The organism is Tsukamurella sp. II2bb (assembly GCF_057815145.1).
In genome coordinates this window covers 667127-683352 of the sequence record NZ_JBYPZI010000001.1, presented here as the reverse complement: position 1 = coordinate 683352, position 16226 = coordinate 667127, and the positions used below count along the sequence as shown (strand labels likewise).

11 protein-coding genes are annotated in these 16226 nt (G+C 71.5%); 3 read left to right on the top strand and 8 right to left on the bottom strand.

From position 1 onward, the window contains the following. Positions 1-16: 16 nt before the first annotated feature. The 5 genes from AC21LY_RS03675 to AC21LY_RS03655 all read right to left on the bottom strand — a co-directional run bounded on the left by AC21LY_RS03675 (position 17) and on the right by AC21LY_RS03655 (position 6816). Positions 17-1576: an adenylate/guanylate cyclase domain-containing protein gene (locus AC21LY_RS03675; protein WP_489044968.1), complete on the bottom strand. Its 1560-nt coding sequence runs from the start codon at positions 1574-1576 to the stop codon at positions 17-19. After that, positions 1576-2739 (bottom strand): acetate kinase, encoded by a 1164-nt coding sequence (locus AC21LY_RS03670; RefSeq protein WP_489044967.1) that lies wholly within the window; start codon positions 2737-2739, stop codon positions 1576-1578. Before AC21LY_RS03670 ends, AC21LY_RS03675 begins: the two co-directional genes overlap by 1 nt. Next, positions 2736-4859 (bottom strand): phosphate acetyltransferase, encoded by a 2124-nt coding sequence (pta, locus tag AC21LY_RS03665; RefSeq protein ID WP_489044966.1) that lies wholly within the window; start codon positions 4857-4859, stop codon positions 2736-2738. The genes AC21LY_RS03670 and pta overlap by 4 nt, the downstream gene beginning before the upstream one ends. Positions 4860-4882: 23 nt before the next feature. After that, complete coding sequence (fgd, locus tag AC21LY_RS03660; RefSeq protein WP_489044965.1) at positions 4883-5893, bottom strand: glucose-6-phosphate dehydrogenase (coenzyme-F420); 1011 nt, start codon at positions 5891-5893, stop codon at positions 4883-4885. 65 nt (positions 5894-5958) lie between these two features. Beyond that, positions 5959-6816, bottom strand: a complete 858-nt coding sequence (locus tag AC21LY_RS03655) for a SpoIID/LytB domain-containing protein (RefSeq protein WP_489044964.1) — start codon at positions 6814-6816, stop codon at positions 5959-5961. Positions 6817-7226: 410 nt separating this feature from the next. Between AC21LY_RS03655 and AC21LY_RS03650 the strand changes: the two genes are divergently transcribed. Then, entirely contained in the window at positions 7227-9095 is a 1869-nt protein-coding gene (locus AC21LY_RS03650) for an ABC transporter ATP-binding protein (protein ID WP_489044963.1), read from the top strand. Positions 9096-9102: 7 nt separating this feature from the next. Here AC21LY_RS03650 and AC21LY_RS03645 read toward each other — a convergent pair whose 3' ends face one another. Further along, complete coding sequence (locus AC21LY_RS03645) at positions 9103-9456, bottom strand: VOC family protein (protein ID WP_489044962.1); 354 nt, start codon at positions 9454-9456, stop codon at positions 9103-9105. 1 nt (position 9457) lies between these two features. Next, complete coding sequence (locus AC21LY_RS03640) at positions 9458-10282, bottom strand: MerR family transcriptional regulator (RefSeq protein WP_489044961.1); 825 nt, start codon at positions 10280-10282, stop codon at positions 9458-9460. 66 nt (positions 10283-10348) lie between these two features. Here AC21LY_RS03640 and AC21LY_RS03635 point away from each other — a divergent pair, with 66 nt between their 5' ends. Then, a complete protein-coding gene (locus AC21LY_RS03635; protein WP_489044960.1) occupies positions 10349-11149 on the top strand; it encodes an ankyrin repeat domain-containing protein in 801 nt (266 codons plus the stop codon). An 11-nt stretch (positions 11150-11160) separates the two neighbouring features. Here the strand turns inward: AC21LY_RS03635 and AC21LY_RS03630 are convergent, their stop codons facing one another. Beyond that, a complete protein-coding gene (locus AC21LY_RS03630) occupies positions 11161-12129 on the bottom strand; it encodes an alpha/beta hydrolase (protein WP_489044959.1) in 969 nt (322 codons plus the stop codon). 151 nt (positions 12130-12280) lie between these two features. Here AC21LY_RS03630 and AC21LY_RS03625 point away from each other — a divergent pair, with 151 nt between their 5' ends. After that, complete coding sequence (locus AC21LY_RS03625) at positions 12281-16189, top strand: Pls/PosA family non-ribosomal peptide synthetase (RefSeq protein ID WP_489044958.1); 3909 nt, start codon at positions 12281-12283, stop codon at positions 16187-16189. The last annotated feature ends 37 nt before the right edge of the window (positions 16190-16226 follow it).

Genomic DNA, 16226 nt, shown 5'->3' with positions numbered 1-16226 from the left:
CGCGAGGGGATCGACGTCAGCGCTTCGCGACGTACATCCGCGTCGGCTGGGTCCGTCCCCGTAGCACGTCGACGGGGCCCGTCCGCCACCGCGAGGACTCCGCGGGATCGGCGGTCTCCACCGCCGGGGCCGAGGCCCACGGCACCGTCGGGTCCGCCTTGGCGTACGTCGACAGCCGGGCCGCCTCGTTGACCGGGTCGCCGATCACCGTGTATTCGAACCGGTCGGCGGCGCCGACGTACCCCGCCACCACCGTGCCGTAGGTGACCCCGCAGCCGGCCTGCACTTCGGGGACCTCGCGGGTCAGGCGCCGCATCATCGCCCGCGACGCCGACAGTGCGGCGCCCGCGGGGTCGGTCAGCGGGGCGGGCGCGCCGAAGATCGCGAGCACGGCGTCGCCCTCGAACTTGTTGACCAGCCCGCCGCGGTTGTTGACCTCGGCGACGACCACGCCGCAGAAGCGGTTGAGGATCTGCACCACCTCGGTGGCGGGGCGCTGCGCGGCGAGGGCGGTGGAACCGACCAGGTCGATGAAGATGACCGCAACGGTCTGTTCGACACCGCCGAGTTCGGGATCGCGCTCGATGGTCGCGCGGGCGACCTGCTCCCCCACCTGCCGGGCGTAGAGGTCCCGCACGCGTTCCCGCTCGCGCAGCCCCGCCGCCATCTCGTTGAACCCCGACTGCAGGTCGCCCAGCGAGGTCCCGTCGTAGACCACGACCTCCGTGTCGTACCGGCCCTCGGAGACGCGACGCATGCCCGTGGTCACGCTCTTGACCGGCGCGGACACCCGCGACGAGGACAGCAGGTTGAAGGTCATCCCCGAGAGGAAGCCGCCCACGGCCAGCACGGACATGCTGACGGCGATGCCGCGCACGGTGGCGGCCGGCTCGAAGAGCGCGAACAGCCCCACCGTGAACACACCCATGAAGGGCAGGCCCGAGCCGAGCAGCCACAGCCGCAACGACCGGCCCTGCAGGCTCTGGTGCCGCGGCTCTGGCCGCGAGACCCGCAGCGCGATCGCGGTGACGGGCCGCAGGCTGAACTCCGTCAGCACCCGCACCACGCCCGAGGTCATCAGGCCCGCGCCCAGCACCACCAGCGAGACCTTGGGCACGAGCTCCGGGTCCACCCGGCCGTACAGCCAGCCGAAGAGCGCGGCGGCGCAGAGCCAGGCGGTCAGCTCGAACCAGTAGATCCGGCTCGGCAGCGCGAGCGCGTCGGACGCCTCCTCGGCCGTCGGCGGGTCGTCGCCGCCGGTCCAGCGCAGCGACCGGTGGACGAGCCAGAAGGTGTAGAGGTGCCCGACCACCAGGCCGATCGCGATGTAGAGCGGCACCGCCACGGTGTTGACGGTGTGCAGCTCGGTCCGCTGCACGGACGGATCGGGGATCCCGACCACGATGAGCATCGCCGCGAAGCTGCCCCCGAGGAGGGTCGCGACGGACGAGGTCACCGCGATCAGGACGATGGTGCGGACCTTGCGCCGCCGGGCGCCGTCGGTGCGGGTACCGAGGAGCGCGGAGCCGTAATCGGTCCCGTCGTTCTCGATCCCCGCCCCACGCCCGAGGGGCATCAGAGTGCCGCGGCTTCGCGGGCGATCGCGAGTTCCTCATTGGTCGGGACCACGAGGACGGCGACGGTCGCCGCCGGGTCGTCGGACGAGATCGGGGTGGGCACGGCGATCCGGCCTGCATTGCGCTCGGGATCGACGACGATGCCGAAGCCCTCCAGCCCGGCGAGGGCGTCGGCGCGGACCTGCGCGGCGTTCTCGCCGACGCCGGCGGTGAACGTGATGGCGTCGACCCTGCCGAGATCGACGAGGTAGGCGCCGATGTACCGGCGGAGACGGTGGATGTAGACGTCGTAGGCGAGCTTCGCGTCCTCGTCGCCCTGCTCGATGAGCGCGCCCAGCGCGCGGAAGTCGTTCTCGCCGGCGATTCCCTTGAGACCCGAGCGACGGTTGAGCAGATCGTCGATCTGATCGATCGTCATTCCCAGCGTGCGCCCCAGGTGCAGCACCAGGCCGGGGTCGATGTCGCCGCTGCGGGTGCCCATGACGAGCCCCTCGAGCGGGGTCAACCCCATCGAGGTGTCGATCGCGCGGCCGCCGCGCACGGCGGACGCCGAGGCCCCGTTGCCCAGGTGCAGCACGATCTGGTTCACCTCGGTGGTCGGCCGGCCGAGGAACTCCGCGGCCTGCTTCGAGACGTACTCGTGCGAGGTGCCGTGGAAGCCGTAGCGGCGCAGGCCGTGCTCGGCGGCCAGGTCCCGATCGATGGCGTACGTGGCCGCCGCGGGCGGGAGGTCGAAGAAGAAGGCCGTGTCGAAGACCGCGACCTGCTTGACGCCGGGCAGCAACTCGCGCGCCACCTCGATGCCCTGCGCGTTCGCCGGGTTGTGCAGCGGCGCCAGCGAACTGAGCCGACGGATCTCGGCGAGCACGTGATCGTCGATCAGCGTGGGGGCGTGGAAGGTGCGCCCGCCGTGGACGACCCGGTGTCCGACGGCCACGATCCCCGCGGGGGTACCGGCACCGTCGGTGAGGTCGAGGCCGCGCTCGGCGAACTCGGCGAAGACCCGCCGCAACGCCGCGGCGTGGTCCGGCACCTCCGCCTCACCGATCCGCTCGACGATGCCGCCGTGCACCACCTCGCCCGTGTCCGGGTGCAGCAGTTGGTACTTCAGCGACGACGAGCCGGAGTTGAGGACCAGGACGGTACCCGCGACGGCGCTCATGCCCGCTCCTCTCCCGCGGCGCGCTCCGCCGCGAAGGCCTGGGCCTGGATCGCGGTGATGGCGACGGTGTTGACGATGTCCTCGACCAGCGCGCCCCGCGAGAGGTCGTTGATCGGGGCGTTCAGTCCCTGCAGCACCGGGCCGATCGCGACGGCACCGGCCGAGCGCTGCACGGCCTTGTAGGTGTTGTTGCCCGTGTTGAGGTCCGGGAAGACCAGGACGGTCGCCTTCCCCGCGACCGCCGAGTCCGGCATCTTGGCCGCGGCGACGCCGGGGTCGACGGCCGCGTCGTACTGGATCGGCCCCTCCACCAGCAGTTCCGGCGCGCGCTCGCGGACGAGCGCGGTGGCGGCGCGGACCTTGTCGACATCGGCGCCGGTGCCGGATTCACCGGTCGAGTAGGAGAGCAGCGCGACCCGCGGGTCGATCCCGAACTGGGCGGCGGTCTGCGCCGAGGAGATCGCGATGTCCGCCAGCTGCGTCTCCGACGGGTCGGGCACCACGGCGCAGTCGCCGTAGGCGAGCACCTTGTCGGCCAGGCACATCAGGAAGATCGACGACACCGTCGAGACCCCCGGCTTGGTCTTGATGATCTCGAAGGACGGCCGGATGGTGTGGGCGGTGGTGTGCGCCGCCCCGGAGACCATGCCGTCCGCCATGCCGAGATGCACCATCATCGTGCCGAAGTAGCTGACGTCCACCACGGCCTCGGCGGCGCGCTCCAGAGTCATGCCCTTGTGCTTGCGCAGCTCGTAGTAGGCCTTCGCGAAGGTCTCGACGAGGTCGGTCGCGCGTTTGGGGTCGATCACGTCGGTGTCGCCGAGATCGACGCCGAGCTCGGCGGCGCGGGCCCGGACGCGCGACTCCTGGCCGAGGATGGTCAGGTCGGCCACCTCGCGCTGCACGAGCCGCCCGGCGGCCCGCAGGATGCGGTCGTCGCCGCCCTCGGGCAGCACGATGCGCTTGCGGTCGGCGCGGGCCCGGGCGATGAGGTTGTACTCGAACATCTGCGGAGTCACCACGCCCGGATTGGAGACCTGCAGGGCGTCCAACAGCCCTTCCGAGACCACGTACTTCTCGGTGAGCGCGAGCGCGAGGTCCACTTTGCGTTCGGACCCGGGGCCCATCCGGCCGCGGGTCTTGGCCGCGAGCCGCGCCGTCTCGTACGTCCCGTGCGGTACGGAGATGATCGGCACGTTGGGCTGCAAGCCGTCGACCAGCGCCGCGGTCATCGGGTGCGGCATGTACCCGCCGTTGAGGATGATCCCCGCCAGCGACGGAAAGCCGCTCGCCCGGTGCGCGGTCACCATCGCGAGCAGCACCTCGGAGCGGTCGCCCGCGGCGATCACGGCCACGCCCTCGGTGATCCGCTCCAGGCTGTGCTCGGCGGTCATGCCCGCGACCAGGACCGACATCGCCTCGCGGGAGAGCAGCTCGGGATCGCCCCACAGCAGCCTGCCGTCCATCGCCTCCATCAGCTCGCCGATGGTCGGTGCGGTGAGCACTGGCTCCTCCGGCAGCACCCAGACGGGGAGGCCGGTGTCGGCCCGCAGCGCCTCGCCGACCGCGTCCAGCTGCGCCGGCGCGCACCGGTTGGCGATGATCGACGCGGTGTGGGCGTGGTTCGCGCGGATCTCCGCCATCGACTGCTCGGCGACGGCGACGACCTGCTCGGGCGTCCTGTCGAGCGCCTTGACCGCGAGCAGGATCGACGAGCCGAGGTTGGCGGCGATCCGGGCGTTGAAGGACAGCTCCGTCGGCGTGGTGACGTCGGTGTAGTCGGAGCCGAGCACCAGCACGAAGTCGCACTTGTCGGCCACGGCGTGGAACCGGTTCACGATCTCGGCGATCGCCGCATCCGGGTCCTCGTGCACCTGCTCGTAGCCGACGCCGACGCACTCCTCGTAGTCGAGCTCGGCCGTCGCCTGCTCGATGAGCAGTTCCAGGATGTAGTCCCGCTGATCGCCGACCGAGCGCGGAATCGGCCGGAACACGCCGATCGTCCACCCGGTGGACGTGAGCAGGTTCATCGCGCCGAGCGCGATGGTGGACTTGCCCGTGTCCCCCTCCGGGGAGGCGATGTAGATGCTGGTCGTCTTCGGTGCTCGGTCCGCGGCCATGGATGTACTATCGCAGCCGCGACTCAGCCGAGCGCACGCAGGCGGGGCTCGAGATCGCGCTGGAAGTTGTCCAGGAAGCGGCGCTGATCGTGGCCCGGGGCGTGGAAGACCAGATGGTTCAGCCCCGCGTCGACGTACTGCTTCACCGCGGCGACCGCCTCGTCGGGATCGGAGGCGACGATCCACCGCTTGGCGACCTGCTCGATCGGCAGCTCGTCGGCGAGGCGCTCCATCTCCGCGCTCGAGTTCACCGAGTGCTTCTGCTCCGCGGTGAGCGAGAGCGGCGCCCAGAAGCGCGTGTTCTCCAGCGCCAGCTCGGGATCCGGGTCGTAGCTGATCTTGATCTCGATCATCTTGTCCAGAGCGCTGAAGTCGCGGCCCGCGAGAGCGGAGCCCTCCTCCGCGGCGGGGATGAGCTTGTCGGTGTAGAGCTCCATGCCCTTGCCGGACGTGCAGATCATGCCGTCGCCCACCCGGCCGGCGTACTTGGCCACGACGGGGCCGCCCGCCGCGATGTACACGGGCACCGGCTTCTCCGGAATGTCGAACAGGACGGCGTCCTTGGTGTGGTAGTAGTCGCCCTCGAAGTTCACGATCTCGCCGGACCACAGCTCGCGCATGAGGCGCACGGACTCGCGCAGCCGCGCGAAGCGCTCCTTGAACTCGGGCCACTCGCCCTGGAAGCCGGTGGCGTACTCGTTGAGCGCCTCGCCCGTACCCGCGCCGAGGAAGATGCGGTCGGGGTACATGCAGGCCATGGTCGCGAAGGCCTGCGCGATCACCGCGGGGTTGTAGCGGAAGGTGGGCGTCATGACCGACGTGCCGATCTTCACGCGCTCGGTGCGCTCGCCGACCGCGGCCATCCAGGCGAGCGAGAACGGGGCGTGGCCACCGTTCACGCGCCAGGGCTGGAAATGGTCGCTCACCGCCACGGAGTCCATGCCCGCGGCCTCCGCCGCGACCGCGATCTCCACCAACTCACGGGGCCCGAACTGCTCCGCCGACGCCTTGTATCCCAGCTGCAACTTCGCCATGTGATTCAGACTACTGGCCGCCGCGCGGCGGCGGGCACGGCCCGGACATCGGCGGCCGCGGCGCGTCAGCGGACGGGCGCGGCCACCGGATCGTCGGCGCGCGAGGCACCGTACTCGGTCTCGTAGACGCGGCCGTTCTGCGACATGACCAGGCCGGCGGTGCTGGAGACGGCGGCGTCGGTGCGCGGGTCCTCCTTGTCGACCCCGCCGTAGACCTGCGAGCCCTGGGTGTCGTCGAACTGCTCACCGCGGGTCCCGCCGCGGACCAGGGCGTACGACCGCGCGGCGATCGCCTGCGCCTGCAACGCGGCGACCCCGCCCTGATCGAACCAGCCCGGCGAGTTCTCGACCGGTACGACGCTCCGCACGTAGTCCTCGAGCCCGACGATGTTGAGGACACCGTCGGGCCTGGCCACCAGGCGGCCTCGGTACCCCGCGTTGCTGCCGCAGAACCGGAGCACCTGATTCGGCGCCGCGGACTGGTCGTTCGTCATCGGGCTGACGGTGCCGTCCGGCACCTCGAGCGTCCCGAGCACCTGCCCGCCGCAGCCCTGCCGCACCGTCGCCGTGGTGCCGCTGATACTGACCGCCTGACCGGGCGCCAGGGACTTGCCCGCGATCATCCCGCCCGCGGGGGCGACCACGTTGAGCCTGCTCTGCTTGGTCAGCCGGACGGTGACCGGCAGCCCGGTGTTCACCCTGCCCAGTGTGGTGCCGGGGTAGTACTTCGCCAGGATCTGCTCCGCACTCCAGCCCTGTTTCGCGTAGGTCAGGGCGCCGAGCTGGCTCATCCCGCGCCCGTGCCCGCCGGCACCGCCGGGCGCCACGTCGCCGGGAGCGTCGACCAGCGCCGTCTCCGGCAGGGCGTCCGCGCCGGCCAGCGCTCCGCCGATCAGCAGGGCAGGGGCGACGGTGGCCGCCACGAACCGCGCCGTCCGCGTTCGTCGCGATCGTCGAGGTCCGCCGTCGATCCACCGGGCCATCCAGGTTCTCCCCTTCGTCGCGCCACCCCGGTCCGGGCGTGACTGTTGTGACTATTGAGACTCAAGTAAAGATTGAGACTTGTCAACACCGCGCCTCACTCCCGCAGGTCCAGCGCGTGCCGGCCTCCACCCTTCAGGCCCCTCCCCCCGATTCATTGCACCCCTCCCAACCCGCGACACCCTCCCCCCGTTTCGCCCCCTCCCCACCAGTTCGACCGGCGAATCGGTGGGGACGAGACGAATCGGGTGGTATCACAGCGCGGGCCGCCCACCGACTCCCGAGCCCGCGGGTATTCGCCCTCGGCGAACGACTGGACATCAACGTAACTTGAGGTCCTAGCCTTGTATGCATGAGCATGGAATCGGTGGCGTGGAGCACGCTGTACCAGGGGAACCGGTCTCTCGACGCCCCGTCACGTCGCCCCAGCGAGACGCTGCGCCGGATGGGCCCGTTCGCCCGGCCGCACCGCTGGCGGCTGACCTGGTTCCTGCTGCTCTCGATCGTCTCCGCGCTCCTCGCGGTGGCGACTCCCCTGCTGGCGGGCAAGGTGGTCGACCGGATCGTCGGCGGTGGGCCGACGAGCACCGTCGTCGAGCTCGCAATCCTCATCGCCGTGATCGCCCTCCTCGGCGCCGGGGTCGACCTGCTCTCCCGGTGGTTCTCCGCACGTATCGGCGAGGGCCTGATCTATCAGCTGCGCACGGCCGTCTTCGACCACGTCCAGACGATGCCGGTGGCTTTCTTCACCCGTACCCGGACCGGCGCACTGGTCAGCCGACTCAACAACGACGTGCTCGGGGCGCAGCGCGCCTTCTCCGACACGCTCGCCGGCGTCGTCACCAACGTCGTGACGCTCGCGCTCACGCTGGGCGTCATGCTCAGCATTTCGTGGCAGATCACGCTGCTCGCGCTGGTGCTGCTACCCGTCTTCATCATCCCGTCGCGCAGCATGGGCCGGAAGATCGCCGCGATGTCACGGCGTGCCGCTCGGCACAACGCCTCGATGAGCGACCAGATGACGGAACGCTTCTCCGCCCCCGGCGCGACCCTGGTGAAGCTGTACGGCCGCCCCGAGATCGAATCGCACGAATTCGCCTGGCGCGCGGGTGCGGTCCGCGACATCGGGGTCCGCACCGCGATGGCCCGCATGACCTTCGTGACCATGCTGACGCTGGTCAGCTCGCTGGCACTGGCGCTGGTCTACGGCCTCGGCGGCTTCTACGCGATCCGCGGAGACCTGCAGGCCGGCGCCGTCGTCTCCCTGGCGCTGCTGCTGACCCGGCTCTACGTGCCGCTCACCGCGCTCGCGAACGCGCGGGTCGAGGTCATGACCGCACTCGTCTCCTTCGAGCGGGTCTTCGAGGTGCTCGACCTGGAGCCGATGGTGCGCGACGCGCCCGACGCACGCGACATCCCGAAGGGCCCCACCGAGCTGCGGTTCACCGGCGTCGACTTCGCCTACCCGTCGGCGGAGAAGGTCTCCCTCGCCTCGCTCGAGGAGGTCGCGCACCTCGACACCCGGGGCGGCGAGACCGTGCTGCACGGAATCGACTTCGCCGCCGCCCCCGGCTCGATGGTCGCGCTGGTCGGCAGCTCCGGCGCCGGCAAGTCGACGATCGCGCAGCTCGCCACCCGGCTCTACGACCCCGACGCGGGCGCGATCACTCTGAACGGCGTCGACCTGCGCGACATCACCGCCCGGAGCCTGCACGGCACCGTCGGCCTGGTGACGCAGGACGGCCACCTGTTCCACGACACGATTCGCGCCAATCTGCTCCTCGCGAACCCGGAGGCGACGGACGCGGAGGTCCACGACGCGCTGCGCCGCGCCCGGCTCGTCGAGCTGGTCGAGCACCTGCCCGACGGGCTCGACACCGTCGTCGGCGAACGCGGCTACCGCCTCTCCGGCGGCGAGCGCCAGCGCCTGACGATTGCGCGGCTGCTTCTCGCGCAGCCCTCGGTCGTGATTCTCGACGAGGCCACGGCGCACCTGGACTCGACCTCCGAGGCCGCGGTACAGGCGGCGCTCGGCGAGGCCCTGGCCGACCGGACCTCGCTGGTCATCGCGCACCGGCTCTCCACGATCCGCGCGGCGGACCAGATCCTGGTGCTCGAGGCCGGGCGGATCGTCGAGCGCGGCACGCACGAGAGCCTGCTCGCGCAGGGCGGGCGGTACGCCGAGCTCTACCGCACCCAGTTCGCCGAGCAGGCGGCGTAGCAGCCGATCAGTCCTGGGCGATGCAGAACTCGTTGCCCTCCGGGTCCTGCAGCACCGTCCACCGCACACCCCACTCGTCGTGATCGCGCAGGCGCTCGGCGCCCAGCCCGACGAGCCGGGCGACCTCGGCTTCGCGGTCGTCCGCGTGCAGGTCCAGGTGCATGCGGTTCTTCACCGTCTTGCCCTCGGGCACCGCGAGGAACATCATCCGGGGCAGGCTCGCGTTGCGGTGGCCGACGGTGCGCATGAACGCGTTCCCGTCGTTCTCGTCGACGGGGACGCCGAGCGCCTGCGACCAGAACGCCGCCTGCCCGGCGACGTCGGCGCAGTCCAGGTTGATCATCTGCAGCGTGAGGGCCATGTCAGTTCTCCTTCGTCGCGGCGGCCTGGACGGGCCACCAGATCTCGGTGCGCAGGTCCGCGGGAGTCGCGGCGGCGCAGGGGTCCACCAGGTAGCGCTCGATGATCGACCCGCGCGCGTCGATCGCGTTGCGGGCCACCCACGCGCCGAGCTGGCCGTAGGTCTCGTCGAACCGCTCGTACGAGCCCTGGTGCACGGCGACGGCGCACAGTGCGCGACCCAGCCGCCGGTTGCGCACCCGCCCCGTCACGGCGCCGGGTCCGGAGACCGGGATCAGCGCGGCCACCTGCTCGACCTCCGCGACCTGCGCCGGGTACTCGGCGAGCGAGGGGCCGGGCACCGTCAGGCCCGCGGCGGCCGCGCACGCCTCCAACTCGGTGTAGGCGGCATCGAGGAACTCGGGGAGCCGCGCGTGCTCGACCTTCCCGGCGATCTCCAGGACGTCGGTCGCGTCGAACTCGCGCAGATGGATCGGGGTGTGCACGACGGGGGCCGTCGCGTCCTGCAGCGCGACGATGGCCCGCTCGAGGCCGGCGCGACGCTCGCGCAGCGTCGCCTCGTGATCGGCGAGGATCTCCCGGGTCACGTCGGGATCGCGCGCCTCCAGCACCCGAGCCACGGCCGCGAGCGGCACGTCGAGGTCGCGCAGCCGGGTGAGCACCGCGGCGTCGTGCACCTGCGCCGCGTCGTAGTGCCGGTACCCGGTCGCGGGGTCGATCGCGGCGGGCACCAGCACGCCCTGCTCGTGGTACCGCCGCAACTGCTTGACGGAGAGCAGGGTCGCGCGCGAGAACATCCCGATCGACATCAGGCCCGGTGTGGTCACGGGTCGAGTATGGGGTCTCCCCCCGAGGGGAGGGTCAAGTCCGGCCCGGCGGGCTACGGTCGAGCGATGACCGCCTCAACCCCATCACGGTCGAACAGTACGGCGCCGTACGCCCGGCCGGCCGCCGGCACCGTGAAGCGGTTCGCCCTGATCGTCGCGGCGGCACTGCTGGTCGGCTGCGCGGCCGAATCGCCCGCCCCGACACCGTCGCCCGGTCGCACACCGCCCGGTACGCACGCACCGGCACCGTCGCTGACGGTGCGCCCCGCCCCGAGTCCGGAGGCGACCCGCGCGCTGGCCCGGGCCGTGACCGCCGGCGATCTCGGGGCGACCCGCGCCGCCATCGCCGACGGTGCCGATCTGGAGGCCCGGATCACCCGGGGCCGCACCGCCGTGGTGGCGGCGACCAAGGCCGGGCACACGCCGATCGCGCTGGCGCTGCTGGAGGCGGGTGCGGACCCGAACACCAAGGACGACATCCAGGACTCCGCGTACCTCTATGCGGGCGCCGAAGGATTGACCGAGATCCTGGCGTCGACGCTGCGGCACGGCGCCGACGTGCGGAGCCTCAACCGCTACCGCGGGACCGCCCTGATCCCCGCGTGCGAGCACGGGCACGTGGAGAACGTGAAACTCCTGATCGCCGCCGGGGTCGACGTGAACCACGTCAACAACTCAGGCTGGACCTGCCTACTGGAGGCGGTGATCCTGGGCAACGGCGACGCGAACCACGTCGAGACGGTCCGACTCGCTCTCGACGCGGGAGCGCGTCCCGACCTCGCCGACCGGCAGGGCGTCACCGCCCGGCAGCACGCCCTCAGCCGCGGCCAGACCGCCGTGGTCGCGGAGCTGGACCGCCGTCGCTGACGGTTCCCCGGTCAGGCGGCGTCGCTGCGCGAGGGCTCCTCCTCTACCTCGTCGAGATGCTCGGAGAGGAAGGCGACGGCCGTCTGGTACGCGGCCCACGACTCGGGCGTGAGCCCGGCGCTGACGACGAAGGCGTGCACCTGGCCGTCGTAGAGATGGACCTCGTTCTCGATCCCCGCCCGCTCGAGCGAGGCGTGTAGTTCCATCGAATCCAGTTCGAGGGCTTCGCGACTCGCGGCGAACAGGATGCTCGGCGGGAAGTACTTCGCGGTCGCGTCGGTGGTCATGTCCTCCGGCCCGCGCAGGGCCTCGGGTCCGCGCCCGAGAACAGTGCGCAGCCGCCGGATCTTGCCGAGCGGCAGCATGGCGTCGTGCCGGGAGGATCGCGGCAGCCCGGCACTGATGTCGAGGAAGGGCGAGAAGCCGGCGAACGCCGTCGGCCCCTGGATGCCCGCCTCCGCGGCGTACTGGATCACCTTGGCGCACACGAAGCCGCCGGCGGAGTCACCCGCCACGAGGATCCGGTCGAAGTCGCCCGATTCGAGCAGTTCCCGGTACGCGGCGAAACCGTCGGCCACCGAGGTCCCGACGCCACCGTCGGGGTACTGCCGGTACTCGACGTTGTAGACGGGCACGCGCAGGCCGCGCGCGAGCAGGACCGCGATCCGGCGGTGGGTGTCCAGGTTGCAGCCGATGAAGGCGCCGCCGTGGTAGTAGACGAGGGCCGCGCGCGGGTGCGGGTCGGCGTCACCGTCGGGGATGATCCGCTCCGTCGGCACCCCACCGAGGGTGATCTTCTCGATCCGGACACCCCGCACGGTCTGCGGCACCCGGCTCAGGTAGGGCTCCGCGACGCGCAGCAGCGGCAGAGTCCGATCGCTCAGCGGGAAGACGCGGAACAGCGTCTTCATGACGACCCGAACGAACCACAACACGATCAGGGCTCGCGTGCTGCGGCCGCGATGGGCGATGACGGCCATGACGAACACTCCTTGTTACTGGCCAGTAATCTATGCTTCCAGCTTAGCTCGCCCCGTCGGTTCGGCGGCATGAATGTGACCTGACACAATCAACGCGAAGTCTTGTGTTCTCTGTCGTGCCCATCTGCATCACCGGAGGAAGTCGGCCACCGTGGTACCGAACAAGATCCCCCCGCAATACCTGCTGTCCACGTCGGCCCCGGCGCCCCGGACCCTGATCGACATCCTGAAGGCCACCGTCGACGCCTATCCCGAGGTGCCCGCCATCGACGACGGCGACGTGGTCCTCACCTACTCCGAACTGTGGGAGGAAGTGCTGGAGGGAGCCGACTTCCTCGGTCGCAGCGGCGTACGGGCCGGCGACCGCGTCGGTATCCGCATGCCCTCCGGGCACCGCTCGCTCTACATCGCGATCCTCGCGACGCTGGCCGCGGGCTGCGCGTACGTCCCCGTCGACGCCGACGACCCGCAGGAACGCGCCGACCTCGTCTTCGGCGAGGCGCACGCCGCCGCGATCTTCACCGGCGACGGCCTGTGGCGCGCTCCGTCGACGAAGGAGCACGCGGCCGCGATCGAGGCCGGCACCGCCGAGCCCGGTCACCGCCTGCCGACCCCGGACGACGACTCCTGGATCATCTTCACCTCCGGCTCGACGGGCACGCCGAAGGGCGTCGCCGTGACGAACCGGAATTCGGCGGCCTTCGTCGACGCCGAGGCGCGCCTGTTCCTGCAGTCCGAGCCCCTGCGGCCCGGCGACCGCGTGCTCGCCGGACTGTCCGTCGCCTTCGACGCCTCTTGCGAGGAGATGTGGCTCGCCTGGCGCCACGGCGCCTGCCTCGTCCCCGCGCCGCGCTCGCTCGTGCGGTCCGGCATGGACCTCGGGCCCTGGCTCGTCTCCCGGGACATCTCCGTGGTGTCGACGGTGCCGACGCTCGCGGCCATGTGGCCCGCCGAGGCCCTGGAAGCCGTCCGCCTGCTGATCTTCGGCGGCGAGGCCTGCCCGCCGGAGCTGGCGCAGCGGCTCGCCGTCGACGGCCGCGAGGTGTGGAACACCTACGGCCCCACCGAGGCCACCGTCGTCGCCTGCGCCGCGCCGCTCGACGGGCAGGGCCCCGTCCGGATCGGCCTGCCGCTCGAGGGCTGGGACCTGGCCGTCGTGGACCCCGCGACGTCGCTCCCGGTGGCCGTCGGCGAGTCCGGCGAGCTGGTGATCGGCGGCGTGGGCCTGGCCCGCTACCTCGACCCGGCGAAGGACGCCGAGAAGTACGCGCCGATGGAGACCCTCGGCTGGGAGCGGGCCTACCGCTCGGGCGATCTGGTGCGGCTGGAGCTCGAGGGCCTGCTGTTCGAGGGCCGCGCCGACGACCAGGTCAAAGTCGGTGGCCGCCGCATCGAGCTGGGCGAGGTCGACACCGCGCTGCAGAACCTGCCCGGCGTCTCCGGCGCGGCCGCGGCCGTGCGGAAGAACTCAGCGGGCACGTCGATGCTCGTCGGTTACCTGGCCTCGACGGACCCCGACTTCGACCTCAAGGCCGCGCGCGATCTCCTCGCCGAACAGTTGCCGGCGGCGCTGGTGCCCCGGCTCGCCCTGCTCGACGAACTGCCCACCCGGACCTCCGGCAAGGTCGACCGCAACGCCCTCCCCTGGCCGCTCCCGGGCGCCGACGAGACCGACACCGGCGACCTCGACGGCACCGCGGCCTGGGTCGCCGAGCGCTGGTCGGGCATCCTCGGCGCGTCGATCACCAGCGAGGACGCGGACTTCTTCGCCGAGGGCGGCGGCTCACTGAGCGCGGCGCAGCTGGTCACGGCGCTGCGCGAGCAGTACCCGTCGGTCACCGTCGCCGATCTCTACGACCATCCCCGGCTCGGCTCGCTCGCCGCATACCTCGACTCCCTGCGGCCGGCGGAGGTCGCCGAGCCGCGGGAGGTCCGCCCCACGCCGCGGTCGACGGGCATCGCGCAGGTCCTGCTGTCGGTCCCGCTCACCACGCTGACGGGTCTGCAGTGGCTCACCTGGATGGCCATCGCGAACAACGTCTTCGCCTGGGCCACCGGCTCGGACCTGCTGCCCACCCTGAACTGGTGGGTGGTGCTCGCGCTGTTCCTCGTGTTCATCACGCCCATCGGCCGGATGGCGCTGTCGGTGATCGCGTGCCGCCTCCTGCTCGGCGGGCTGAAGCCCGGCGTCTACCGTCGCGGCGGCCCCGAGCACCTGCGGTTGTGGATCGCCGAGCGCTTCACCACGGCGTCCGGCGCCGAGAACCTCTCCGGCGCGCCGTGGATGATCTACTACGCGCGCGCCCTCGGAGCAACGATCGGCCGCGGCGTCGACCTGCACGCGCTGCCGCCGGTGACCGGCATGCTCGAGCTGGGCGACCACGCCTCCGTCGAGCCCGAGGTCGACCTGGCCGGGCACTACCTCGACGGCGACGAACTGCACATCGGCGCGATCAGCATCGGCGAGGAGGCCTCCGTCGGGGCGCGGTCCACGCTGCTGCCGGGCGCGAAGATCGGCCGGCGCGCCGAGATAGGCCCCGGCTCCGCGGTCTTCGGCAAGGTCAAGGCCAAGCAGCACTGGGCGGGTTCGCCCGCGGAGAAGATCGGCAAGGCCGAGCACCCGTGGCCCGCCGAGCGCCCGCCCCGCAAGCCGTACTGGGTGTGGATCTACGGCGCGAGTTCGATCCTGCTCGCGGGACTGCCGATGGTGGCGATCGCCGCGGGCCTGGCGCTGATCGGCTGGGTCGTGCGCGACGACTCGAACCTCAAGGAGGCTGCGCTGCACTCGCTGCCCGCCCTGCCGATCGCGGTCATCGTCTCGCTCACCGTCTACGCGCTGCTCACGCTCATCGCCGTCCGGTTGCTCTCGATCGGCCTGCGGCCCGGCTACCACGCCGTCCGCAGCCGCGTGGGCTGGCAGGTCTGGGCCACCGAGCGGCTGATGGACGCCGCCCGCACCTTCCTGTTCCCCCTGTACGCCTCGCTGCTCACGCCGCTCTGGTTCCGCCTGCTCGGCACCAAGGTGGGCAAGGACGCCGAGATCTCCACGGCCATGGTGATCCCCACGTTCACGACCATCGGCGAGGGTTCCTTCCTCGCCGATGACACCATGGTCGGCAGCTACGAGCTCGGTGGCGGCTGGATGCGGATCGACGAGGCCAAGATCGGCAAGCGCGCCTTCCTCGGCAACTCGGGGATGACGGGGCCCGGCCGTCGCGTCCCGAAGGACGGTCTGGTCGCGGTGCTCAGCGCCACCCCGTCGAAGGCGAAGAGCGGCAGCTCCTGGCTCGGCTCTCCCCCGGTGCGCCTGCGCCGCACTGCCGGCAACACCGATTCCACGTTCACCTACAACCCCTCGCCGGCGCTGCGCATGGCGCGCGGCTCCGTGGAGACGGCGCGCCTGCTGGCCGTCTTCGTCAGCTTCGGCCTGGGCCTGGCGACTCTGGTCGCGCTGAACTACTTCGCGATCAACGTGGGCTGGTGGCTGGCCGCGCTCCTGTCGGGCGTCACGCTGCTCGTGGCCGGCGCGATCGCGTGCTGCGTCGCGGCCGCCGCGAAGTGGCTGGTAGTCGGGCGGATCGGGCGCGAGGAGCACCCGCTGTGGTCCTCGTTCGTCTGGCGTAACGAGCTCTCCGACGCGTTCGTCGAGTGCGTCGCGGCTCCGTGGTTCGCGCACGCCGCCACCGGCACGCCGATCCTCAACCTGTGGCTGCGGATGCTCGGCGCGAAGATCGGCCGGGGCGTCTGGTGCGAGACCTACTGGCTGCCCGAGGCGGACCTCGTCACCCTCGGCGACGCCGCCACGGTCTCCCGCGGCTGCGTCGTCCAGACGCACCTCTTCCACGACCGGATCATGGCGATGGACACCGTCGTCCTCGGCAAGGGCGCCACGCTCGGCCCCCACTGCGTCGCGCTCCCCGCGTCGTCCGTGGGCGACGGTGCCACCGTCGGCCCCGCATCCCTGGTCATGCGCGGCGACTCCGTGCCCGCCAACACCACCTGGCAGGGCAACCCGATCTCGCCGTGGGCGGTGGGCCAGGGCAAGCGCAAGCGCGACTGACCCGACCCGCTCCCCGACAGAAATCTCCGACGAAAGG

Bases quoted from the DNA above. Each gene is read 5' to 3' on its own strand.
- AC21LY_RS03675 (WP_489044968.1), bottom strand. From the start codon at position 1,576: ATGCCCCTCGGGCGTGGGGCGGGGATCGAGAACGACGGGACCGATTAC.
- AC21LY_RS03670 (WP_489044967.1), bottom strand. From the start codon at position 2,739: ATGAGCGCCGTCGCGGGTACCGTCCTGGTCCTCAACTCCGGCTCGTCG.
- pta (WP_489044966.1), bottom strand. From the start codon at position 4,859: ATGGCCGCGGACCGAGCACCGAAGACGACCAGCATCTACATCGCCTCC.
- fgd (WP_489044965.1), bottom strand. From the start codon at position 5,893: ATGGCGAAGTTGCAGCTGGGATACAAGGCGTCGGCGGAGCAGTTCGGG.
- AC21LY_RS03630 (WP_489044959.1), bottom strand. From the start codon at position 12,129: ATGGCCGTCATCGCCCATCGCGGCCGCAGCACGCGAGCCCTGATCGTG.
- AC21LY_RS03645 (WP_489044962.1), bottom strand. From the start codon at position 9,456: ATGGCCCTCACGCTGCAGATGATCAACCTGGACTGCGCCGACGTCGCC.
- AC21LY_RS03650 (WP_489044963.1), top strand. From the start codon at position 7,227: ATGAGCATGGAATCGGTGGCGTGGAGCACGCTGTACCAGGGGAACCGG.
- AC21LY_RS03635 (WP_489044960.1), top strand. From the start codon at position 10,349: ATGACCGCCTCAACCCCATCACGGTCGAACAGTACGGCGCCGTACGCC.